The sequence below is a fragment of the Proteus sp. PR00224 genome (assembly GCF_016238105.1).
In the GTDB taxonomy this organism is placed as follows: Bacteria; Pseudomonadota; Gammaproteobacteria; order Enterobacterales; family Enterobacteriaceae; genus Proteus.
The window spans coordinates 101,244-124,005 of sequence record NZ_JAEHQU010000008.1; the positions used below are offsets into that span (position 1 = coordinate 101,244).

At 40.3% G+C, this 22,762-nt stretch carries 23 protein-coding genes; 10 read left to right on the top strand and 13 right to left on the bottom strand.

Going from position 1 to position 22,762, the window contains the following annotated elements:
• The first annotated feature begins 79 nt into the window (after positions 1-79).
• Positions 80-904 (top strand): bifunctional DNA-formamidopyrimidine glycosylase/DNA-(apurinic or apyrimidinic site) lyase, encoded by an 825-nt coding sequence (gene mutM / locus JEP71_RS13970; protein WP_198626404.1) that lies wholly within the window; start codon positions 80-82, stop codon positions 902-904.
• Here the strand turns inward: mutM and coaD are convergent.
• From coaD to rfaQ, 6 genes are all read right to left on the bottom strand, one after another.
• Positions 901-1,386 (bottom strand): pantetheine-phosphate adenylyltransferase, encoded by a 486-nt coding sequence (coaD, locus tag JEP71_RS13975; protein WP_109419621.1) that lies wholly within the window; start codon positions 1,384-1,386, stop codon positions 901-903. The two genes, mutM and coaD, sit on opposite strands and share 4 nt — an antisense overlap.
• Positions 1,376-2,155 carry a glycosyltransferase family 2 protein gene (locus JEP71_RS13980; RefSeq protein ID WP_198626405.1) on the bottom strand — a complete coding sequence of 260 codons (780 nt, stop codon included), beginning with the start codon at positions 2,153-2,155 and terminating at the stop codon, positions 1,376-1,378. Before JEP71_RS13980 ends, coaD begins: the two co-directional genes overlap by 11 nt.
• Positions 2,155-3,432: a lipid IV(A) 3-deoxy-D-manno-octulosonic acid transferase gene (waaA, locus tag JEP71_RS13985; RefSeq protein ID WP_198626406.1), complete on the bottom strand. Its 1,278-nt coding sequence runs from the start codon at positions 3,430-3,432 to the stop codon at positions 2,155-2,157. Before waaA ends, JEP71_RS13980 begins: the two co-directional genes overlap by 1 nt.
• 81 nt (positions 3,433-3,513) lie before the next feature.
• Positions 3,514-4,617, bottom strand: a complete 1,104-nt coding sequence (locus tag JEP71_RS13990; protein WP_198626407.1) for a glycosyltransferase — start codon at positions 4,615-4,617, stop codon at positions 3,514-3,516.
• Positions 4,614-5,747: a glycosyltransferase family 4 protein gene (locus JEP71_RS13995; protein WP_198626408.1), complete on the bottom strand. Its 1,134-nt coding sequence runs from the start codon at positions 5,745-5,747 to the stop codon at positions 4,614-4,616. The genes JEP71_RS13990 and JEP71_RS13995 overlap by 4 nt, the downstream gene beginning before the upstream one ends.
• Entirely contained in the window at positions 5,747-6,814 is a 1,068-nt protein-coding gene (gene rfaQ / locus JEP71_RS14000; protein WP_198626409.1) for a putative lipopolysaccharide heptosyltransferase III, read from the bottom strand. The genes JEP71_RS13995 and rfaQ overlap by 1 nt, the downstream gene beginning before the upstream one ends.
• Positions 6,815-6,973: 159 nt before the next feature.
• On the opposite strand from rfaQ, the gene JEP71_RS14005 reads away from it, so the two are divergent.
• Both JEP71_RS14005 and JEP71_RS14010 read left to right on the top strand, forming a co-directional pair.
• Positions 6,974-7,936, top strand: coding sequence for a polysaccharide deacetylase family protein (locus JEP71_RS14005; RefSeq protein WP_198620317.1), 963 nt, complete (start codon positions 6,974-6,976; stop codon positions 7,934-7,936).
• A gap of 1 nt (position 7,937) precedes the next feature.
• Positions 7,938-9,011 (top strand): glycosyltransferase family 9 protein, encoded by a 1,074-nt coding sequence (locus tag JEP71_RS14010; RefSeq protein WP_198626410.1) that lies wholly within the window; start codon positions 7,938-7,940, stop codon positions 9,009-9,011.
• 21 nt (positions 9,012-9,032) lie between these two features.
• On the opposite strand, the gene rfaC is transcribed toward JEP71_RS14010, so the two are convergent.
• The 3 genes from rfaC to rfaD are packed head-to-tail and all read right to left on the bottom strand — an operon-like array spanning position 9,033 to position 11,989.
• On the bottom strand, positions 9,033-9,992 hold the full coding sequence (rfaC, locus tag JEP71_RS14015; RefSeq protein WP_198626411.1) for a lipopolysaccharide heptosyltransferase RfaC: 960 nt from the start codon (positions 9,990-9,992) through the stop codon (positions 9,033-9,035).
• A complete protein-coding gene (gene rfaF, locus JEP71_RS14020) occupies positions 9,989-11,041 on the bottom strand; it encodes an ADP-heptose--LPS heptosyltransferase RfaF (protein ID WP_198626412.1) in 1,053 nt (350 codons plus the stop codon). The genes rfaC and rfaF overlap by 4 nt, the downstream gene beginning before the upstream one ends.
• 9 nt (positions 11,042-11,050) lie before the next feature.
• Positions 11,051-11,989 (bottom strand): ADP-glyceromanno-heptose 6-epimerase, encoded by a 939-nt coding sequence (gene rfaD, locus JEP71_RS14025; protein WP_198620321.1) that lies wholly within the window; start codon positions 11,987-11,989, stop codon positions 11,051-11,053.
• Positions 11,990-12,259: 270 nt separating this feature from the next.
• On the opposite strand from rfaD, the gene JEP71_RS14030 reads away from it, so the two are divergent.
• Both JEP71_RS14030 and tdh read left to right on the top strand, forming a co-directional pair.
• Positions 12,260-13,459 carry a glycine C-acetyltransferase gene (locus tag JEP71_RS14030; RefSeq protein ID WP_198620322.1) on the top strand — a complete coding sequence of 400 codons (1,200 nt, stop codon included), beginning with the start codon at positions 12,260-12,262 and terminating at the stop codon, positions 13,457-13,459.
• A 9-nt stretch (positions 13,460-13,468) separates the two neighbouring features.
• On the top strand, positions 13,469-14,494 hold the full coding sequence (gene tdh / locus JEP71_RS14035) for an L-threonine 3-dehydrogenase (RefSeq protein WP_023583402.1): 1,026 nt from the start codon (positions 13,469-13,471) through the stop codon (positions 14,492-14,494).
• A 51-nt stretch (positions 14,495-14,545) separates the two neighbouring features.
• Here tdh and JEP71_RS14040 read toward each other — a convergent pair whose 3' ends face one another.
• From JEP71_RS14040 to rimO, 3 genes are all read right to left on the bottom strand, one after another.
• Positions 14,546-15,511, bottom strand: a complete 966-nt coding sequence (locus JEP71_RS14040; protein WP_442958815.1) for a divergent polysaccharide deacetylase family protein — start codon at positions 15,509-15,511, stop codon at positions 14,546-14,548.
• A gap of 2 nt (positions 15,512-15,513) precedes the next feature.
• Complete coding sequence (gene envC / locus JEP71_RS14045; protein ID WP_198620325.1) at positions 15,514-16,806, bottom strand: murein hydrolase activator EnvC; 1,293 nt, start codon at positions 16,804-16,806, stop codon at positions 15,514-15,516.
• Positions 16,807-17,021: 215 nt separating this feature from the next.
• On the bottom strand, positions 17,022-18,350 hold the full coding sequence (gene rimO / locus JEP71_RS14050; RefSeq protein WP_099073937.1) for a 30S ribosomal protein S12 methylthiotransferase RimO: 1,329 nt from the start codon (positions 18,348-18,350) through the stop codon (positions 17,022-17,024).
• A gap of 359 nt (positions 18,351-18,709) precedes the next feature.
• Here rimO and JEP71_RS14055 point away from each other — a divergent pair, with 359 nt between their 5' ends.
• The 5 genes from JEP71_RS14055 to JEP71_RS14075 all read left to right on the top strand — a co-directional run bounded on the left by JEP71_RS14055 (position 18,710) and on the right by JEP71_RS14075 (position 22,178).
• Positions 18,710-19,147: a rhodanese-like domain-containing protein gene (locus JEP71_RS14055; protein WP_109373443.1), complete on the top strand. Its 438-nt coding sequence runs from the start codon at positions 18,710-18,712 to the stop codon at positions 19,145-19,147.
• A 69-nt stretch (positions 19,148-19,216) separates the two neighbouring features.
• Complete coding sequence (secB, locus tag JEP71_RS14060; RefSeq protein WP_006534205.1) at positions 19,217-19,687, top strand: protein-export chaperone SecB; 471 nt, start codon at positions 19,217-19,219, stop codon at positions 19,685-19,687.
• A complete protein-coding gene (gpsA, locus tag JEP71_RS14065) occupies positions 19,687-20,703 on the top strand; it encodes an NAD(P)H-dependent glycerol-3-phosphate dehydrogenase (protein ID WP_198620326.1) in 1,017 nt (338 codons plus the stop codon). The genes secB and gpsA overlap by 1 nt, the downstream gene beginning before the upstream one ends.
• 93 nt (positions 20,704-20,796) lie before the next feature.
• Positions 20,797-21,618, top strand: coding sequence for a serine O-acetyltransferase (gene cysE, locus JEP71_RS14070; RefSeq protein ID WP_198620327.1), 822 nt, complete (start codon positions 20,797-20,799; stop codon positions 21,616-21,618).
• Positions 21,618-22,178, top strand: coding sequence for a serine acetyltransferase (locus JEP71_RS14075; RefSeq protein ID WP_198626413.1), 561 nt, complete (start codon positions 21,618-21,620; stop codon positions 22,176-22,178). Before cysE ends, JEP71_RS14075 begins: the two co-directional genes overlap by 1 nt.
• A 74-nt stretch (positions 22,179-22,252) precedes the next feature.
• Here JEP71_RS14075 and trmL read toward each other — a convergent pair whose 3' ends face one another.
• Positions 22,253-22,756, bottom strand: a complete 504-nt coding sequence (gene trmL / locus JEP71_RS14080) for a tRNA (uridine(34)/cytosine(34)/5-carboxymethylaminomethyluridine(34)-2'-O)-methyltransferase TrmL (protein WP_036933349.1) — start codon at positions 22,754-22,756, stop codon at positions 22,253-22,255.
• Positions 22,757-22,762 lie beyond the last annotated feature (6 nt).

Here is a 22,762-nt window from a genome sequence, read left to right on the forward strand (position 1 = left end):
TACTTTTGATAGAGTGGCGATCATACAATAAAAATGTGTTTATCGCTGTATCTCTTATCTGATAATCATGGAGCAACCTGTGCCTGAATTACCGGAAGTCGAAACTAGTCGCCGAGGTATTGAGCCCCATCTTGTGGGCAATGTGTTGCACTATGCCATTGTACGTAATAGCAAATTACGTTGGCCTGTTTCAGAAAAAATAAAAACGTTACTGGATGAACCTATTTTAAGTGTAAAGCGACGTGCTAAATATTTGCTAATCGAACTTAATACAGGATGGATCATTATTCATTTAGGGATGTCAGGAAGTGTACGCATATTATTAGAGGAACAACCTGAAGAAAAACATGATCATATCGATTTGATTTTTCGTGATGGTAAAGTACTCCGCTATACTGATCCACGACGCTTTGGTGCTTGGCTATGGTGTGAAGATTTAGCCACAAGCTCTGTATTAGCGCATTTAGGGCCTGAACCACTTTCTGATGAATTTAATGCAGAATATCTCTATCAACAATCCAAAAATAAAAAAACGGCGATAAAGCCGTGGTTAATGGATAATAAATTAGTGGTTGGTGTAGGCAATATTTATGCTAATGAGGCACTATTTTCATCAGGAATTATGCCAGATAGAAAAGCCAATAGTTTAACGCAAGAAGAATGTGCGGTTCTTGTCACGGCGATTAAGCGCGTATTAACCCGTTCTATTGAACAAGGTGGCACAACGCTAAAAGATTTTCTGCAGTCAGACGGTAAGCCGGGTTATTTTGCGCAAGAGTTATTTGTTTATGGGCGTAAAGACAAGCCTTGTTTAATTTGTGGTCAACCGATAGAAAGTATTAAACAAGGGCAACGTAGCACATTTTTCTGCCGACATTGCCAACATGGTGAAAATGAGAGCTAAATTTTACCGAGTTTTTTTAGCATGGCGGTGGTGACAACTTCAGGTAAAAACGTAGAGACATCACCGTCATGCCGCGCCACATCTTTAATTAACGATGAAGAGACAAATGAAAGATTTTGAGAGGGCAGTAAAAATACACTATCAAGATCAGGTGCAAAGTGACGGTTCATATTCGCAAGTTGCCATTCATATTCAAAATCAGAAACAGAGCGGACACCGCGAATTAAAATGGTGGCTTGTTGTTGCTTAGCAAAGTTAGCCATCAGTTCACTAAATCCCACCACTTCAACATTAGGTAAATGGCTTGTCACTTCTCTGGCTAAATTAACCCGCTCTTCTAAGGTGAACATAGGATTTTTACGGGCGCTATCAGCAATCGCTAATAAAACCGTATCAAACATACCTGCCGCACGCGTTAAAATATCAATATGACCATAAGTGATAGGATCAAAGGTTCCGGGATAGATAGCTTTATTTTTCATGATTTACAGTCTTCTGGCTGAGTTCCCATAAAGAGGCGTATTTATTAAAGGTATACTGTGCGTTAACAAATGCCAGTATTAATCCCTGTTTCCCATCTAAAAAACCCATTCTTAACAGCCATGTCTTAAAAAAAGCACCAGCGGTATGGCTTAAGATAGAACTATAACTTGTTGTTCTACCTTGTTGATGGCGTTCTTTTGCCCATTCGGAGGCATATTTTAGCTGTTTTTGCTGAAATTCCATTAAATCACGGCAGGTAAGATGCAGTAGATCACCCTGCAAGGTTTTTACTGTTGCATCTTTTGTTTCTAATGATTCATGCACTAAATTATCGTTATATTGATAATGCTCACGGGCATATAAACGTGTCACTTTATCGGGATACCAACCGCTGTGTTTCATAAATCGCCCCATAAATAAGTTACGGCGAGCACAGTTATAAACGACATTTTCTTCAGGTTGTTGCAATACTGCGAGGATACTGCTTTTGAGTTCAGGAGTGACGCGTTCATCACTATCAATCATAAAAATATAATCACCAGAGGCATATTGCTGCGCTAATTGGCGTTGTTTACCAAACCCAGGCCATTCACTGTTGATAAAGACTTTAGCCCCTTTCTCTGTCGCAATACGGCAGGTGTCATCTTGGCTACCAGAATCTAATACAATGATTTCATCAGCCCATTGTACTGAGTCTAAGCATTCACCAATGATATCAGCTGCATTTTTGCTGATCATCACCACAGAAAGGCGCTTACCTTGGCTCATTAGTGACTCCGTGGAGGAAGATAAGGTGAAAGTAAGGTAAGTAAACGCAGTAATGCCCCTTGATTTTCATGAAGCACTTCAACTGCATGACGACCATAATAACGGCGATAATCTTCATCATTAAGCAATGAAGCAATAGCAGTCGCCATCGATTCACTGTCTGTAACCGTAATTAATCCTTCAGCTTGGTCAAGCTTGGCACAGATATTTTTAAAATTAAAAGTATAAGGTCCCATGATAACAGGGATAGCGTGAGCGGCGGCTTCTAAAGGATTATGACCACCACGCTCAACCAAACTTCCTCCAACAAAGGCTAAATCTGCAATACCATAGAGCAACATAAGCTCGCCCATTGTATTGCCAATAACCACTTGCGTTTGTGCATCTGGCACAGCATCGGTACTTCGTAAGGTGTATTTTAACCCTGCTTCGCGCGTTAATTGTTCGGCTTTAGGAAAACGCTCTGGGTGGCGAGGTACTAAAATTAACAAAAGCTGAGGAAATTGTGTCAGTAGCTTTTTATGTGTCTCTAAAATAATGGTTTCTTCACCCTCATGGGTACTTGTTGCTATCCAAACCGGGCGGTGAGCAGCCCATTGACGGCGCAAAGCAACCGCTCTTGCAGCTAACTCTGGGGTGACAGAAATATCAAATTTTAGGCTACCTGTAACATGTAAATGTGAACGTTTTAAACCAAGCTCGATAAATCGTTCACCATCTTCCTGATTTTGAGCGGCAATCAAAGTGATTTTTTGGAGCATCGTTTTGACAAAGCTGCCCAATTTTTGGTAACCCGCAGCAGAGCGCTCTGATAAACGTGCATTAGCAATAATCAACGGGATTTTTCGTTGATGAAGTTTTGAAATTAGGTTAGGCCATAACTCCGTTTCCATAATGATCACCAATTTGGGGTCAACCGTTTTAAGAAAACGATTAACTGAACCGGGTAAATCATAAGGAAGATAGACATGGTAAACATCATCACCAAATGCAGAACGCACACGTTCTGAGCCAGTTGGCGTCATAGTAGTGACGGTAATGGGTAAATCAGGATAGTGATGACGAAGGGCACGAACAAGCGGCACTGCGGCGAGTGTTTCACCGACAGAAACGGAATGCAATAATATACCCTGAGGGACGACTTTGCCTTTGCAAAAGCCATAGCGCTCTCCCCACCGTTTACGGTAGGCGGGTGCTTTACGGCTGCGTAATAAAAGACGCAACCAAATCAGAGGTTGAATAAGGTAAAGAAGTACCTGATATAAACGCAACAACATGCTATCAAATTCACTTATCTGGACGAACGCTTATAGTATCACACTGTGTGAGAGAAAGTGTGTAAAACAAGTAAGCGCGGATTAAGGAATTAAAGCGATATACTGCTTTAAAATATGGTTTAGTTCAAATTTTGCATAGGATGATGGCAATATTTGAGGCTGTGAATAATACGCAAGGCGAAGTTTTTCTGCGAGAGAGTCACTATCCATTGTAGAGAGGTAATCAGAAAGCTCGTCTGTCATAATTTCGCTGACCCCACCAGGGCATCGAGTACTGACGATAGGCACACAACATATTAATGCTTCAATTAATACAGTAGGAAGCCCTTCACTATCAGAGCTTAATGCAACCACTTTAGCGCCTTTGATTGCAGGGAGAGGGTTTGGGATAAAACCCGCAAGTGTGACTTTCTCCACTAAGTTAAGTTGTTTAATTTGAGCTTCTAATTGCTGTTTAACGGTGGGAGTACCTTCACCTAATATAATGAGTTGGCAAGGTAAATCGGCTTTAGCAAAAGCCTCAATTAATCTGTCTTGTCTTTTTACTTCATGTAATCGACCCACATGCAAGATATAATCTTGTTCGGCAAATGGATTAGAAAGGGTAGCTTTTTGCTGTATTTCTTCAATATTAAATGGGTTATAAATAGTTTTTAGTTGTTCAGCATGAATACCAATGGCATTGATTAGATCATCTTTTACCGCATTAGAAACACAAACGAGATTTTTATCTCGATAAACTCGTTGGATTTTTATTTTTTTCAACCAATATGAAAATCCTGATTTATTACCAAGATAAGATTGAGAGTAAATGCCGTGAATACAGTACCAAACATTGCAGCTTTTTAGTTGTTTAGAGCGACAAACAATACGGTCTGTTTTATGTAAATTAGAAAGAACAAGCGCTGGGCGCCCTTTTTTAGCAAAAAGTTGAGTGAGTACATTATCAAGCGATTTTGCTCTACGCGATATTTCAGTTAATTTTCTAAAAATTCCACGATAGTTATCATGATCAACAATATAATCAATAAAATCAGGTAGTTCATACGCTAATTTATTATGTAAGGATAATAATGTGACTTGGTATCCTGCTTGATGAAAACCATTAGCTAGCCTGAGCGTGACATTTTCAGCGCCACCACCCGGTAATCCATCAATAATAAAAAGTATATGTTGTTGACTCACAAGGCTAATATCCGTTTATAAAGTGAAATAAGCTCGCCTGATAATCGTTGTGGTGTATAAGGGAGAATGGTCTCTCTCGCCACTTGTGACATCTCAGTCCACGCTGTTTCTTTTGGGATCTGTGTAATTGCATCAGTTAATGCTGAAATATCCAATGCATCACAAACAAATCCATTTTTACCATGTTGAATAAACTCTGCACCACCACAAGTCGTTGAGGTGATCACCGGTAAACCACACGATAATGCCTCAAGAATAACATTAGGAAAAGGGTCATAAAGAGTAGGAAGTAGTAATGCATCCGCGATTTGATAAAAATCGAGTGTTTTTTTCTGCATACCTAAAAAGAAAATGCGTTGCTCACAACCTAATTGTGTTGCGAGTTGTTCATATTTACGCTGATTTTTATCACTTCCAACTACTAACAATATAGCTGATGTCTTTGCTATTGCTGAGATAGCAGCTGCTAAGCCTTTACGTTCGAAGCCTGATCCCACATAAATAAAGCAAGGTACATCGTGTGGAATATTATATTGTGTTTTTAAGGTCTCTTTTTGAGAACTTGTTGCAGGTACGAAAGCATTATGGTCAATTGCATTATAAATGACAGTTATTTTATCGGCAGAAACACCAAAATCCTCAATAATTTCATTTTTAACCATCTGTGAATTACAGATAACTTGTTTTAATGCGGGATCGGCATACATCTGTTTTTCTGCATTCATTACATAGCGGTGGTATCTATCATAAAATAGCCAACGCCCTTTCCAATTAGGCAATATTCTTTGGCGTTGTAATAGCCATCGGCGATGTACACCATCACCAGCACGAAAAATATCACAACCTGCGATACGTTCATGGCTTTGAACAATATCAAAATGATTTTCCTGCCAACATGCTCTAGCTGCCTTAGCGAAACCCGATTCTCGGCTAATCCTGCCCAATTTTCGTGGATTGCATAAGTGAATATGCCAATCTGAATTAGTATCACCTTGCCATTCTCGCGTGATCACATTGAGTTCAAGGTCATCGTTGGATAATGCATCTAATGCGCGCGCAATAAAGCGTTCTGCTCCCCCATCTGGGCGATATTTTTGTCTGACAATGGCGAGTCGTAACGGGTGATTCATTAAGATAAATGCCTTATAGCTGTGTTGTAAACCACATCAACCGGAATAGCGGAAAGATAACGTTGTTGGGTGTCTGTCTTTATATGGTCTGGGTGTGGAATATCGTCATAATTGCCTGCCCATATTGTTTCACCTACTGCTTGCCAAGGGTGCCAATGTTCAAGTTTAGAAGGACCAAAAAGAGCAACTAAAGGCGTTTTTAATGCAGCAGCCATATGCATTGCGACAGAATCAACACCAATAAAAAGTCCTGCATTATCAATTAATACAGCAAGTTGAGATAAAGATGTTTGCCCAGCTAAAACCGTTATCACATCTTTGTTTGGGCAGCGTGCCAAAATAGTTTGTATCATCTCTAATTCTTTTGCTTCTGGGCCCGAAGTTAACACTACGGAATAATGATTTTGCTGAAGCTTTGTAATTAAAGTCGCCATTTTATCTTCATCCCAGCATTTGAAAAACCAGCGAGAGGTTGGTTGTATAACGATATAGTTTTTAGGGAGATGATATTTTTCAATAGTCTCAGTTAACCACTGTTTATCTGCTTCGCTATAAGCCATCATAACATCTGAAATAATAGGAATATTAAGTGGAGCAAGGATACTCAGATTTTGTTCAACAGTGTGTAGCTGTCCATGATCTGCCGTAGAGACAATAATATTGTGGCATTTTTGCCAAAACTGACTGTTTTTGCGCTTTTCAAATTCAAAACCTAAGCGCACTTGTGCTTTAGTAACTAAAGCAAAAATGGCAGCTTTCCACTGATCAGCTAAATTAACAACTAAATCATATTGTTGTTTTTGTAATATTCGACCAAGCTCCCACTCTTTTTTTAATCGAGTGAATTTACCTTGATGTTTCCAATTACGATCAAGATAAAAAATATTATTGATGAATGGGTTGTGCTCAAGCATAGGTAATGTTTCTTTGTATAATAAAACATCAATCGTTGCATTAGGATAAGCTGATTTTAATGAGCATATAACGGGCGTCGTTAATAACATATCTCCATGATGTTGGAGTTTAATAACCAGTATTCTATTAAATGATTGATTTATATTAGTCATAATTACTTTAGCTTTAGTGAGATACTCTAATTGTAAACAAATCCACAGAATGCATCTACCATACTGTATTTATATTGATTGAATTGCCGTTTTCTACTGCGTAACATAGAACAATTCATTCAATTATGAACCTATAATCCATAAGTTGGCGGGGAATGCATGACTAAACCAGCATTTATTATCACATTAGATACCGAAGGCGATAATCTTTGGGAAAACGAACGTGATATCACTACACAAAATACGCATTTTTTACCCCGCTTTCAGCAACTTTGCGAGCATTTTCATTTTAAACCCGTTTGGCTAACAAATTACGAAATGGTAATGGATGATGCCTATATTGAGTTTGCTCGTGATGTTATTGCACGTAATACGGGTGAAATTGGTATGCACTTACATGCATGGAATAGCCCACCACTTGTACCTTTAACCAATGATGATTTACATCATCAGCCTTACTTAATTGAATATCCTAAAGATCAAATGCGAGAAAAAATCGCGTTAATGACTGACTTACTTGAAAATAAACTACAAACCAAAATGTTAAGTCATCGAGCGGGTCGTTGGGCATTTAATGAAATTTATGCACAGCTTTTAGTTGAATTTGGTTATCAAGTTGATTGCTCTGTAACACCTAAAGTGGATTGGCGTTTTACCAAAGGTGATCCCGCGCAATCGGGTGGAACAAATTACACTGATTTTCCAAGTCATGCTTACTTTATGGATCTAGAGGATATCACTAAAGCAGGAAATTCAACGTTGCTAGAAGTGCCGATGAGTATTCAATATAAGCACTCACCTTTAATGAATAAATTTAAGCAAGGTTACGATAAATTAAGAGGTAAACAGCGGGCACCTTCTGTAAATTGGCTACGTCCTAAAGGCGGAAATGCACAACAGATGATTGAAGTAGCAGAAAAATCTTTAGCACAAGGTCATGATCATATTGAGTTTATGTTGCACTCGTCTGAATTTATGCCAGGTGGTAGCCCCACATTCCGCACAGAAAAAGATATCGAAGGGCTATATAACGATTTAGAAACGCTATTTAGTTTCTTAAAAGATAAAGTGCAGGGCATGACGCTGGCTGAGTATTATCAAAGTAAGGTACAGGCAAAGTAAGATGAAGTTGAAAAAACTAAAATGGGTACATAACTTCTTAAATATCTATAACCCACTTTTTGGCAAGATGAAAAAAACGGATACGTTTTCATCAGATATTCAATTTAACAGTATTCTTATTTTTTCAACGACTGCACTTGGGGATTTTATGTTTAATACCCCAGCGATAAGAGCCATTCGTGCGCATTATCCAGATGCTCATATCACATTAGTTTCGAGTGAGAAAAATAGGTTATTAGTTGAAAGCTATGACCAAATAGACAGTGTGATTTATTGGGATAATAAAATAAAAAACTTACTTCCTATTGCCTTACAGGCAAAAAAATATAAGCCTGAATTAGCTGTAATTTTACATTCTCACCTCCCTTATGATGTGCTATTCGCAGTAATGGCTGGTTGTCAGTATATTTTACGTAATACTTTTCATGTTATTCCAGAGTGGTTTCAGAAATGGATTATTGCTGAGTATCAGCCTCCTAATTGTCATGTTATCCAAAGTAAACTTAATATTATTCGTTATTTAGGAATAGATAGCACGGATACAAGAATGGAAATTCCTTGTGAAATAGAACAATTAGATAAAGGAAACTATCACATTGTTGGGTTTCAGATGGGAGCATCAACGCAAGAGCGTAGGTGGCCTATTAAATGCTTTGTAGAGCTAGCTCAAAAACTTATTGATAGTGACCCATCTTTACGGATTAAGCTAATTGGTTCACCAAGAGAGTTAGAATTACCAGAAGCGTTTTTTATATTGTTGCCAGAGCAATATCATAACAATATTGAAAATCTAGTAGGTAAAACTTCATTACCTGAGTTGCTAAGTCAGATAAAAATAATGGATGTATTAGTCACAGGAGATACTGGACCTTTGCATTTGGCTATTACATTACAGCGTCCAACAGTGAGTTTATTTGCAACCGCTGATCCTAAATGGACTGGGCCTTATCAAGATCTTCATTTACATACTATTATCAATAAGAAGTTTAGCTTAAATGAAGGAATACAGGCATCAATGGATCTTATAACGGTTGATGAAGTCTTTAATGCAGTCAATAAAACCCTAAAAGGCTAGTGATCTTTGGGGTTTATAAGACTAAATATCAAGAAGGTCGAATATTTGCTGTGGCTTTATCTCACCAATATCTCCACCTTCTGCTTTCACAGACATTTGTGCCTTACCGTAACCACCGATTAAACCAGGATCGGTAGGGCCAAATAGAGTGATATTCGGTTTATCTAATGCCGCGGTTAAGTGGCTTAACCCCGTATCCACAGAAACTACACTTTTTGCACCAGCAATCACTTGAGCAACATCCGCGAGCGACATTTTTGGCAATACATCAACATAGTCAAAATCTTTAGCTAGGCGGATAGCGCGTTGATGTTCATGCTCTGCGCCCCAAGGTAACTTAATGCGCAATCCTGAATCAGCGAGTAGGGCGATTAATTCTCGCCAATGAGATTCTGGCCAGTGTTTTTCATCACGGGTTGTTGCGTGCAAGAATACCAAATAAGGGCGTTCATCAAAGGATGGAAGAGAGAGAAAATGCTGTGCAATCCCATAATCACCTTGAGATTGTGGAATGGGATAATTTAAGCTCAGCGCAAAGAGTTGGCGAATACGTTCAACCGCATGCATTTTTTTGCTGACATCATGGCGAACATTGTAGAAAAAACTAGCTAAAGGCTCGCGGGCGCATTGACGAGAATAGCCGTGTTTAGTGCCTTTGGCGTAGCGTGTCACTAAAAATGCACTTTTTAGTAAACCTTGAGCATCAATCACAGCATCATAATGATGAGCTTGAATCGCTTGACGAAATTGTGAGCGCTCAGTACGAATAGGCGCGCTAAACCAATTTTTACGCCAACGGCGTATTGCTACTGGAATAACAGTATCAACAGCTTGGTGCCAGCTTGGAATTTGTGCAAAGCCTTCTTCAACAGCCCAGTCAAAACGGATATCAGGATACGCATTTATTGCATCAGTCAATGCGGGCAATGTATGTAAAACATCTCCCATAGAGGAGGTTTTAACGATTAATACCCGCTTCACGCTGATGGCTCCGTTGACAATAAGTGTTCAAGTTCCGCAAAGACTTGCTCTGGCTGAATATCAATTAAGCTTTGGTGATAGCCTTGTTCAGCATCCCCTTTACGGATTTTGTGATAACCCGTAATTAAACGGATCACACGCGCTTTATGGGATAACGGAGGTGTAAAATCAGGGCTACTTGGGCCGTAAAGTGCGACTAATGGGCGTTCTAATGCAGCTGCTACATGCATTAAACCAGAATCATTACTGACGACGGCTTTGCAAGACGCAATCAAATTAACCGCTTGTTCAAGACTGGTTTCGCCAGCCAGATTAAAACAGGCTTCACGTGCTTCTGGTGTTAGGGCTTGTTTTATCTCTTCACCCGCTTCTTTATCTTTTTGAGAGCCAAAAAGGAAAATCTGATAACCCTGCTCAGCAATTAATTTTTGTGCTAAAGCTGCATAATGATAATGAGGCCAACGTTTTGCAGGACCAAATTCAGCACCGGGGCAAAAACCAATTGCAGGGCGCTGTGTAGATAATGAAAATTGAGTCAATGTGGTAGATATATCACGCTCTGTAACCGATAACTTAGGCCAAAGCAGAGGTTGAGGTAAATCTGTCGCTTTTTGGACTTTTTGCTTGTCATAAGCTAGAGCCACATAGCGTTCAACCATCAGCGGGAAGGCATCTTTATCTAAAGGGCGTAAATCATTTAATAGGCCATAACGCATTTCTCCACGCCAGCCTGTGCGCTTAGGAATATCTGCAAAGAAAGGGACTAATGCAGATTTAAACGAGTTAGGTAATACATAAGCGTGCGTGTAACCATTTTCTCTTAATTGCTTTCCTAAACGACGACGCTCACCAATCGCTAATGCACCATGACCTAACGGCATTGGGATGGCATTATCAACTTCTGGCATTTTTTCAAGTAATGGACGGCACCACGCTGGTGCCATCACATCAATCGTTGCCGCAGGATGTAATGCTTTCAATGTACGATAAAGACTTTGAGACATCATCATGTCCCCGACCCATGAAGGCCCTACCACAAAGATTTTCATAAACAGCGATTACTTACCTTGATTTAACCATTGCATATAAAGCTCAACGCCTTCGGCAACCGTTTTAAATGGTGCGGTATAACCTGCTTTACGTAAGTTTGTGAGATCTGCTTGTGTAAAGGCTTGATAACGACCTTTCAATTTTTCTGGAAATTCAATATGTTCGATAGAGAGATCTTTATCTTTATGGTGCGCAATAACTGCGTTTGCAACCGCTTGGAATGATTCAGCGCGGCCTGTACCACAGTTAAAAATTCCCGATACATTATTGCGCCAGAACCATAAATTAACCGCAGCCACATCACCTACATAAATAAAGTCGCGTTGGAAGGTTTCGCTACCTTCAAATAACTTAGGATTTTGTCCAGCATTTACTTGGTTATTTAAGTGGAATGCAACACTTGCCATACCGCCTTTATGTCCTTCACGAGGGCCATAAACATTAAAATAACGGAAGCCACAAATCATCGATTCTGCTTCAGGTAAAATTTGGCGTACATATTCATCGAATAGGAATTTTGAATAACCGTAGACATTTAAAGGTGCTTCGTATTTTCTATCTTCGATAAAGTTATCTGTACGACCGCCATAAGTGGCAGCCGAAGAGGCATATAAGAAAGGAATTTGGCGTTCAAGACAAAAATGAAGTAGCTCTTTAGAATATTGATAGTTGTTATCCATCATATATTTGCCATCCCACTCAGTGGTCGATGAGCAAGCACCTTCATGGAAAACTGCATCGATATCGCCGAAATCATCACCAGCAACAACGCTCGCAATAAAATCTTCTTTATCCATGTAATCGGTAATATTCAGATCGACCAAATTCACGAACTTGGTGCCATCTTTAAGGTTATCAACAACCAATATATCGGTATAACCTTCATCATTTAATGCTTTAACAATATTGCTGCCGATAAAACCTGCACCGCCCGTGACGATAATCATGTGGCTACCCCTTCATATAAAAATCTAAAAATTAGCTCTAGGTCTATAATAACACTGAACAGCATTAACGGTAGTATTCATCACGGAACAACAGGCTGAAATTCTCGAAAAACACAGTGTGTATTAGTGATCTTAATTACATAAATAACATTATTTATTTACATTTGTCGTTTTTAATAGAACAAAGGCATAGAATAAGAAACAATAACGACTACATTATAATCAAAAATGTATGTTACCTCTTTTCGCCCTGTAGTCTTAGGAGAAAGTATGTCTACCCACTCTTTCTATCAACAAATTAATCAACAACTCGAACAAACTCGTCAAGATGGCCTCTTTAAAAATGAGCGTATCATCACTTCTTCACAAAACGCAGATATCGCCGTTGCTGACGGAAGCCATGTTATTAACTTTTGTGCTAATAACTATTTAGGTTTAGCCAATCATCCCAAATTGATTGAAGCGGCAAAAGCAGGTATGGATAGCCACGGTTTTGGTATGGCATCTGTACGTTTTATTTGTGGTACTCAAGATTCACATAAAACATTAGAAAATAAAATTGCTGAATTTTTAGGTATGGAAGATGCCATTTTGTATTCCTCTTGTTTTGATGCCAATGGTGGATTATTTGAAACATTAATGGGGCCCGAAGATGCGATTATCTCTGATGCCTTAAACCATGCTTCTATTATTGATGGTGTGCGTTTATGTAAAGCGAAGCGTTATCGCTACGCCAATAACAATATGGCAGAACTGCGCGCACAACTTGAAAAAGCTAAAGCAGAGAATGCTCGCCACATTATGATCGCGACAGACGGCGTATTTTCTATGGATGGTGTGATTGCAGATCTTAAAAGTATCTGTGATTTAGCGGATGAATTTGGTGCCTTAGTGATGGTCGATGATTCGCATGCCGTGGGTTTTGTGGGTGAACAAGGCCGCGGAACTCATGAGTATTGTGATGTGATGGACAGAGTCGACATTATCACGGGCACTTTAGGTAAAGCCTTAGGCGGTGCATCGGGTGGTTACACCGCAGCACGCAAAGAAGTGGTTGAGTGGTTACGTCAGCGTTCTCGCCCTTATTTATTTTCCAACTCGTTAGCACCTGCAATTGTTTCTGCCTCTATTGCTGTTTTAGATATGCTGAAAACAGGCGATGAAATACGTGCTCGTTTATGGCGTAACGCTTCGCTTTTCCGTGAAAAAATGAGTGCGGCAGGCTTTACATTGGCGGGTGCTGATCACGCGATTATTCCAGTGATGCTAGGCGACGCTAAATTAGCACAAGAGTTTGCAACCCGCTTACTTGATGAAGGGATTTATGTCACAGGATTCTTCTATCCTGTTGTACCACAAGGCCAAGCTCGTATTCGTACACAAATGTCGGCAGCACATACTACTGAACAAATTGAGCGTGCAGTGGCGGCATTTATCAAAATCGGCAAACAACTTAATGTGATTGCATAAGGTTCCCATATGAAAGCATTGTCAAAATTAAAAGCGCAAGAAGGTATCTGGATGACCGATGTTCCAGTACCTGAACTTGGTCATAACGATGTGATGATCAAAATTCGTAAAACAGCAATTTGTGGCACTGATGTTCATATTTATAACTGGGACGAGTGGTCACAAAAAACAATTCCTGTTCCTATGGTTGTAGGTCATGAATATATCGGCGAAATTGTTGCGATAGGACAGGAAGTGAAAGGTTTTAATATTGGTGATCGCGTCTCTGGTGAAGGGCATATCACTTGTGGTCATTGCCGTAATTGCCGTGGTGGTCGTACGCATTTATGCCGTAATACCATTGGGGTGGGTGTAAATCGCCCGGGCTGTTTTGCTGAATATCTGGTTATCCCTGCCTTTAATGCATTTAAAATTCCAGACAATATTCCTGATGAATTAGCAGCTATTTTTGACCCATTTGGTAATGCCGTTCATACCGCGTTATCTTTTGATTTAGTGGGAGAAGATGTGCTGGTTTCTGGTGCTGGCCCAATTGGTATTATGGCTGCTGCAATTTGTAAACATGTGGGTGCACGTCATGTGGTGATCACGGATGTTAATGAATATCGCCTTGATCTTGCGAAAAAAATGGGTGTTACCCGAGCAGTTAATGTCAGCAAAGAAAACTTAATCGATGTGATGAAAGAGCTAGGCATGACAGAAGGTTTTGATGTGGGATTAGAAATGTCAGGTGCACCACCTGCGTTTCGTACCATGCTGAATACTATGAATCATGGCGGTCGTATTGCCCTTTTAGGTATTCCGCCTTCTGATATGGCGATTGATTGGGGACAAGTTATCTTTAAGGGATTGTTTATTAAAGGTATCTATGGCCGTGAGATGTTCGAAACATGGTATAAAATGGCGGCACTTATTCAGTCTGGCCTTGATCTCTCGCCTATTATTACTCATCAATTCCCAATTGATGAATTTCAAAAAGGCTTTGATATCATGCGTTCAGGTCAATCGGGTAAAGTGATTTTAGATTGGCAGTGATATGTGATAGCTAAGCAAAAAAAGAGCCTTTTAAGGCTCTTTTTTGTTGCATTATTTTTCAACTTCACCGATTTCGTTCGGAGTAGGCGTAGGCGGTATTTTCTTTTTTTCTGAGGAGCTAAACCCGCTTGATAAGGTATTAATCAGCGTACTTTTTTTCATCGAAATAATGGCTTCTTGTGCGGGTTTTAACCAAGACGCAGGTTTTGGCTCTTGTGGTTGTTCTGTTGGCGGTACAACTTTGGGTGGTTCTGGTTGTATTGGTTTTTCTGCCTGTGGTTTTAATAGAGTACTCGGTGCAACCAGTTGAATATCAGCAGGTAATAAAGGCAACTGCTGCTGTAATGCTCGGACGGTTGAAGGGTGAGGGTGTCCAATCGCAATTGCAGAGCCATTCTTTCGTGCTAAAGCAATAGCGCGAGCGAGTTGTTGTCTTGTTTCAGCTTCGGTTTGTACGTTATCGAGAAAAACATGACGGCGTAAAGAAGGAACACCTGCGGCTTTTGCAGCAATGGCCGCTTGTGTATTACCAATGGTCACGCTATCTAAAAAATAGAGGTTTGAGTGATTAAGGGCTTTAATGACTCTATCCATCGCTTGTCTATCGGAGGTCATCGCACTACCCATATGGTTATTCATACCGACAGCGAAAGGAACATTACTAATAGCATGCTGAATAATGCGGTTAATTTCATCCTGACCCATAGAAGGTTTTAGGGTATCGCGCTCTAGAGGTTGTTTGCTAATAGGAGCCATTGGCATGTGGATCAGGATTTCTCGCCCTTGAGTATGAGCTTTAGTTGCCATTTCTTTACCATGAGGGGAATCAGGTAAAATAGCGATAGACACTGCCGTAGGAAGTTGTAAAACTTGGTTATCTTCTTTTTTACGATAACCAAAATCATCAATCACAATGGCTAATTTGGCTGCGAATGCGGGAGTACTCACAACCAGACTTAGCAACATTAAACTAAGTAAAAAAGAATGCTTGCGTTGTAATGTGCCAAGTAATTTCAAACCTACCTCCCAAGCCAAGGAACTGGATTTACCGCTTTCCCTTGACGTCTAATTTCAAAATAGAGTGCTGAACGCTCTTGCCCACCACTGTTACCGACTAAAGCAATAGCTTGTCCAGCTTTAACTTGCTGACCTACATTCACTAAAGCACTTTGGTTATAACCGTAAAGACTCATATCGCCTTTACCGTGTTCAACCACGACGACTAAACCATAGCCTTGAAGCCAATCGGCTAACAACACGCGACCATCAGCAATAGCTTTCACTTCGGTACCTTGCGCCGCGGGTATAACAATACCTTTCCAACGTAATTCTCCAGAGCCAGAAATAGACTCGCCAAAACGGTGTAATAAAGAGCCTCTGATAGGCCAAATGGCTTGTCCAGCAGGTCTACCCAAACCGCCTGTACGAGACATCAATGATTGCTCTTCGGCTGTTGGTTTATAGGTTGAACCTCGTTGTTGTGCTTCACGCTGTTTTGCTGCAATGCGAGCGGCTTCTCGGGCCTCTCGCTCAGCACGGGCTTTGGCTTCACGCTCTGCTTGTGCAATTTTATTTCTTAACTGTGCTTCGTTAGCCCGCATAGTGGCTAAATTTTTCTGATCCGCTTTTAATGTTGATTCAAGTTGAGTTAGCGTTTTTTGGCGAGCGGCTAATGCGTTATCAAGCTTTTGCTTCTCTTGTTGTTGCTTTGTGAGAACTTGTTTTTGTTCATTTTGTTTTGCTTGTTGAGCGTTTTTTTCCGCTTCAAGTTCTTTTGAGGTTTGAGCAAGCTCTGCCATTGTTTCTTTACGCGCATCATTAATATAGCTGTAATACGCTAAGATACGCTCTTCACGCTGGCCTTCTTCACCACGAAATAGAAGCTCTATACCTTGATGTTTACCTTGACGATAAGCCGCATCCATTTGGCGAGCTAATAATTCTTGTTGAGACTGATACTGTTTTTGTAAGCGTGCAATATTTGCGGTAATGGTTTTGATCTCTTTGCCTAACGTTTGTAAGCGGTTTTGTGTTTCATGCACAGAGCGACCAGCGCTAGAAATTTGGGTTTCCTGTGTTTTTAATTGATTAAGAAGGGCTGTACGTTGTTTTTGTTGTTCTTGAACCTGTTTTTCTTTTTCAGCAATCGTGGTTTGTAAATCTTTTAGCTGATTACGATTATCCGTTAATGTGTTCGCAAAAACAGGGGATGCAGAAAAGAGAGAGGTGCTAATAAGCAACGTGATTAACGGTAAAGAAAATACACGATAAGACGGATGTGTTTTTTTTTGAAGATCCATTTTCTCTGCCATCTGACCAACGTACCTTTCATAACAGTTTGTAAGATTATTTCATGTCACAAAACAACTGACCAGCTAACACGAAATAAAGCCGAAATTTCAGATAATACCTAACAGGTAATCTATTCAATTAATAAGAGATTATAAAGCAATAATAATAGGAGAGCGGAAAAAAGAGGCAATCTGTGTGACAGCGCAGTAGAATATCACGCTGTCCACGAGAGAGATTATTCGACGATAGTACCCCAAAGGTCATATTCGTCAGCATGTTCAATAAGAACACGCACGATTTGCCCTGGCTCTACATCAAATTGCTCATTGAGGTAAACAGCACCATCAATTTCAGGAGCATCAGCCATGCTACGACCAATCGCGCCTTCTTCATCGACTTCATCAATCATAACCAGCAATACTTTGCCGATTTTTTCTTGCAGGCGTTCAGTCGAAATTTGTTGTTGCAACTGCATAAAGCGATGATAACGTTCTTCTTTCACTTCTTCAGGCACTTGATCCGCCAGTTCATTTGCTTTTGCACCATCAACAGGGCTGTATTTAAAGCAACCTACGCGATCTAAACGAGCTTCGGTGAGGAAATCCAACAACATTTGGAAATCTTCTTCTGTTTCCCCCGGAAAACCAACAATAAAGGTAGAACGTAAGGTTAATTCAGGGCAAATTTCACGCCAGCGTTTTACGCGCTCTAAGGTACGTTCAACGGCACCTGGGCGTTTCATCAGTTTTAAGATCTTAGGGCTAGCATGCTGAAGCGGAATATCTAAATAAGGCAAAATTTTGCCTTCAGCCATTAAAGGAATGACATCATCAACATGTGGGTATGGATAAACGTAGTGTAAACGAACCCAAATGCCTAATTTTGCCAGTTGTTCACATAAACTGACCATACTGGTTTTGACAGGCATTCCATCCCAAAAACCTGTTTGATGTTTAGTATCAACACCGTAAGCAGAAGTATCTTGAGAGATAACAAGTAACTCTTTTACGCCTGCATTAACTAATCTTTTAGCTTCACCTAATACTTCACCAATTGGACGACTGTCTAAATCGCCTCGCATTGATGGAATAATGCAGAAAGTACAACGGTGATTACAGCCTTCAGATATTTTTAAATAGGCGTAATGACGAGGCGTTAATTTTACACCTTGTTCAGGAACAAGGCTGAGAAAAGGATTGTGATCAGGTTTTGGTACATAGTGGTGAATATGAGATAAAACTTGCTCATAACTATGAGGCCCTGTGATTTCGAGTACTTTTGGGTGCACTTCACGAATTTGGTTCTCTTTTGCACCTAAACAGCCAGTAACAATCACTTTACCGTTTTCATCGAGTGCTTCACCAATCGCTTCTAGCGATTCTTGTACTGCGCTGTCAATAAACCCACAGGTGTTGACGATGACTAAATCAGCATCATTATAGGTAGGAACAACTTGATAACCTTCTGTACGCAGTTCGGTTAGGATACGTTCAGAGTCCACTAAATTTTTAGGACAACCTAATGAAACGAATCCAATTTTAGGCACTTGATTTGTTTGCGACATGCTCGTGTTCTCAATACTTTTAAATAAATAACAGATAGTTGTTGTATCTCAGACAGGTATAAATCTTACGTAAAATGGGCGATTTTATACGTAAGTAGCCATTATAAGGGATGCTGATTTATTAATAGCTTGCCTGAAGAGGGATCCTGTAGAGTAAAAAGGCAATGCCTTTTCAATTCATCATTTTTCACGGAACCGGCGCTAATGGTACAGAAATCCGTCAATAAAAAAAATGATTGTTGAGAAACTTTCCGCAAAAATAGAAAGAGAAACGCAGGAATAGGCTGTAATTGCGCCATGACAAAGGTATACTTTGGCTCTTTGATACTATTTTTAACTAACGAGAGTGATTGCATCCTATGCTGCAAGAAGTAATGCAATTTTTCAACCGGCACACCCTGTTAAGTTTTGTTTGGGTCGCATTGCTGGTGGCGGTCATTGTATTGACCTTTAAAGGGCTTTTTTCTAAGACGAAAAATATTTCCCGTACAGAAGCGATTTCTTTGATAAACAAAGAGAATGCGGTGTGTGTTGATATCCGTAGCCGTGATGAGTTCCGCAAAGGACACATCATTGATTCTATCAATTTAACGCCTTCTGAAATCAAAAGTAATAATATTGCTGAGCTGGAGAAATATAAATCACAGCCAGTTATTGTTGTGTCACCATCAGGCATTGAAGGTGCAAAACCTGCTGAGAGCCTAATTAAACTCGGTTTTGAAAAAGTCTTTATCTTAAAAGATGGTCTTTCAGGCTGGAGTGGTGAGAATTTACCACTGGCTAAAGGTAAAAAGTAACGAGCGGGCAGATTGAGTTCTATACTTACTGCTATTCAATTAATAAGGATATAAAAAGGTAAGATTATTATGTCAGAACAGCAAAACCAAGAGATGACTTTTCAAATTCAACGTATCTATACAAAAGATATCTCTTTTGAAGCGCCTAATGCCCCACAAGTTTTCCAAAAAGAGTGGCAACCAGAAGTTAAATTAGATCTGGATACTTCTTCTAATACTTTAGCTGAAAACGTCTATGAAGTTATTCTGCGCGTGACTGTAACCGCAACAATGGATAACGAAACTGCATTCCTGTGTGAAGTTCAACAAGCAGGTATCTTTACCGTTGAAGGTATCGAAGGCACTCAATTAGCACATTGCTTAGGTGCATATTGCCCTAACGTTCTGTTCCCTTATGCTCGTGAATGTATCACTAACTTAGTGAGCCGTGGTACTTTCCCACAACTGAATTTAGCACCAGTTAACTTTGATGCGTTGTTTATGAACTATTTACAACAGCAACAAACTGATGCCGCTAATGAAGGGGCTGAAGAAGCTTAATGAACGCTTCTATGACAGTTATCGGTGCCGGTTCATACGGCACCGCTTTAGCGATTACACTGGCACGCAATGGTCATGACGTTGTGCTTTGGGGTCATGATCCTGCTCATGTTGCTGCGTTAGAGCAAGCTCGCTGTAATCAGGCATTTCTGCCCGATGTTTCCTTTCCTGATAGTTTATACATGGAAGCTTCTTTGCAAAAAGCCATTGAAGCCAGCCGTAATATTCTGGTTGTGATCCCAAGCCATGTTTTTGGCGATGTATTGCAACAGATCAAACCCTTTTTACGTCAGGATGCGCGTGTTGTTTGGGCGACAAAAGGACTTGAGGCACATACTGGTCGCTTATTGCAAGATGTAGCGCGTGAAGTATTAGGTAATGAAATCCCGCTAGCAGTTTTATCAGGCCCTACCTTTGCGAAAGAGCTTGCGGCAGGTCTACCTACTGCGATTTCTGTGGCATCAACGGATAATACCTTCTCTGAAGAGCTTCAACAGCTTTTCCATTGTGGCAAAAGTTTCCGTGTTTATAAAAACCCTGACTTTATCGGTGTGCAATTAGGTGGCGCGGTAAAAAACGTGATTGCTATTGGTGCGGGTATGTCTGATGGTATGGGCTTTGGTGCTAATGCACGTACCGCACTGATTACCCGAGGTCTTGCTGAAATGAGCCGTTTAGGGAAAGCCTTAGGCGCTGATGCCGCAACCTTTATGGGAATGGCAGGGTTAGGTGATTTAGTCTTAACCTGTACTGATAACCAATCTCGTAATCGTCGATTCGGCATGATGCTAGGTCAAGGTTTTGATGTTGATACCGCCCAAGAGAAAATCGGGCAGGTAGTTGAAGGTTATCGTAATACCAAAGAAGTTCGCGCATTAGCAGAACAAGTTGGTGTTGAAATGCCTATCACTGAGCAGATCTACCAGATTTTATATCAGCATAAAGATGCCAAAGAAGCGGCATTATCTTTATTAGGCCGCGCAACGAAAGATGAGATAGACAGCAATCTGTTCTAAGTCTATTTTAGATAGTCAGCTATTTATTTCTGTTTCAAACATAAGAAGCCTAAGTTTTTACTTAGGCTTCAATGTAAAAGAATGAGAGTGAGTATGTCGCTAGAAGAATTAAAAAGAGTCTGGGATCATATTAAAAATGAAGCAAGATGTTTGGCAGATTGCGAACCAATTTTGGCGAGTTTCTTCCATGCGACATTACTCAAGCATGAAAATTTAGGCAGTGCTTTAAGTTATATGTTGGCGAACAAGCTGGCAACTCAGACAATGCCTGCGATTGCTGTGCGTGAGATTGTTGAAGAAGCATATCGCAGTGATCATTCTATGATTGAATCTGCCGCTTATGATATTTCCGCCGTTCGTTTACGCGATCCTGCTGTTGATAAATACTCCACACCTCTGCTTTATCTAAAAGGTTTTCATGCCTTACAAGCTTACCGTATAGCCCATTGGTTATGGGGGCAAGATCGTAAAGCACTCGCCATTTACCTACAAAACCAGATTTCAGTTACTTTTGGTGTTGATATTCATCCTGCTGCCCGTATTGGTCATGGCATAATGCTCGATCACGCAACAGGTATTGTGATTGGTGAAACGGCTATCGTAGAGAATGATGTTTCTATTTTACAATCTGTTACCTTAGGGGGAACAGGTAAAACTTGCGGTGATCGTCATCCTAAAGTGCGCGAAGGCGTGATGATTGGTGCCGGCGCTAAAATACTTGGTAATATTGAGATTGGTCGCGGTGCTAAAATTGGTGCGGGATCAGTGGTATTACATGAAGTGCCAGCACATACTACGGTTGCAGGAGTTCCTGCTCGCATTGTGGGTAAACCGACCAGTGACAAGCCTTCGCTCGATATGGATCAACACTTTAATGGTGTAGTACCCGGTTTTGAATGTGGTGATGGTATTTAATGGCATTAACCGAAGTCACACTCTCTGAACTTAAGGCTTGTTTACACGCTGAATATATTGGTGATAACAAGCCTTTTAGCTGGATAAGACTTTTTCATCGTGTTTTTTTCTGCCAACGCTCACGTTATCTATTTTGGTGGCGTGTCGCCCAATTCTTTTATTTCTCTAAAAACCCGTTTCTTAAAAAATTAGGCATTCGCATAGGTGCCAAGAATAATCGTAAATATTGCAACGATATCTCACTAAGAACACGTATAGGCAAAGGTCTTTCATTACCGCATCCCATCGGGATTGTACTAACTAATTACTGTCAGTTAGGTGAAAACGTGACTTTAATGCAAGGCGTGACAATCGGTGTAAAAGAGAAAGATGGCAAAGCGGATATTCGAGTCGGTGATAACGTTTATATTGGCTGTAACTCATCGATTATTGGCGGAGAGATAGATATAGGTGATAATTCCGTGATTGGCGCCCACGCATTGGTGTTGAAGGATGTAGGGGAAGGGTGTCGGTATATCACGAAGGTTGTTGCTGAAATAAAACGACCAAAAATAGACTAAATGAAGTTTTAATATATTTGGATCCAATAGAAAAAAGCGCTTGCTCATTATTTATGAGCAGCGCTTTTTGCATTTCAGTCTCTTAATAACGCACCAGGATAACCTAGTTGACGCCATGCCTCGAAAACTACAACGGCAACAGTATTTGATAAGTTCATACTGCGACTATCTGCAAGCATAGGGACTCTGATTTTCTGTTGTGTTGGCATATTATCCAATACATAAGGTGGTAAACCACGAGTTTCAGGTCCAAACAGTAGATAATCTCCATCTTGATAGCTCACATTACTGTGTGCAGGAGTCCCTTTTGTCGTTAAAGCAAATACACGCGCACCTGTCGGTGATTGTGCATTATCAGGGTTTAAACCTTCACTTTCTAAAAAAGCATAATAATCGTGATGCTGTTTAATATCTGCAAATTCACGATAATCAAGCCCTGCACGACGGAGACGTTTATCATCCCAAGTAAAACCCAAAGGTTGGATCAAATGAAGATGAAAGCCTGTGTTAGCACACAGGCGGATAATATTACCCGTATTCGGTGGAATTTCGGGTTCAAATAAGACGATATTGAGCATATGAAA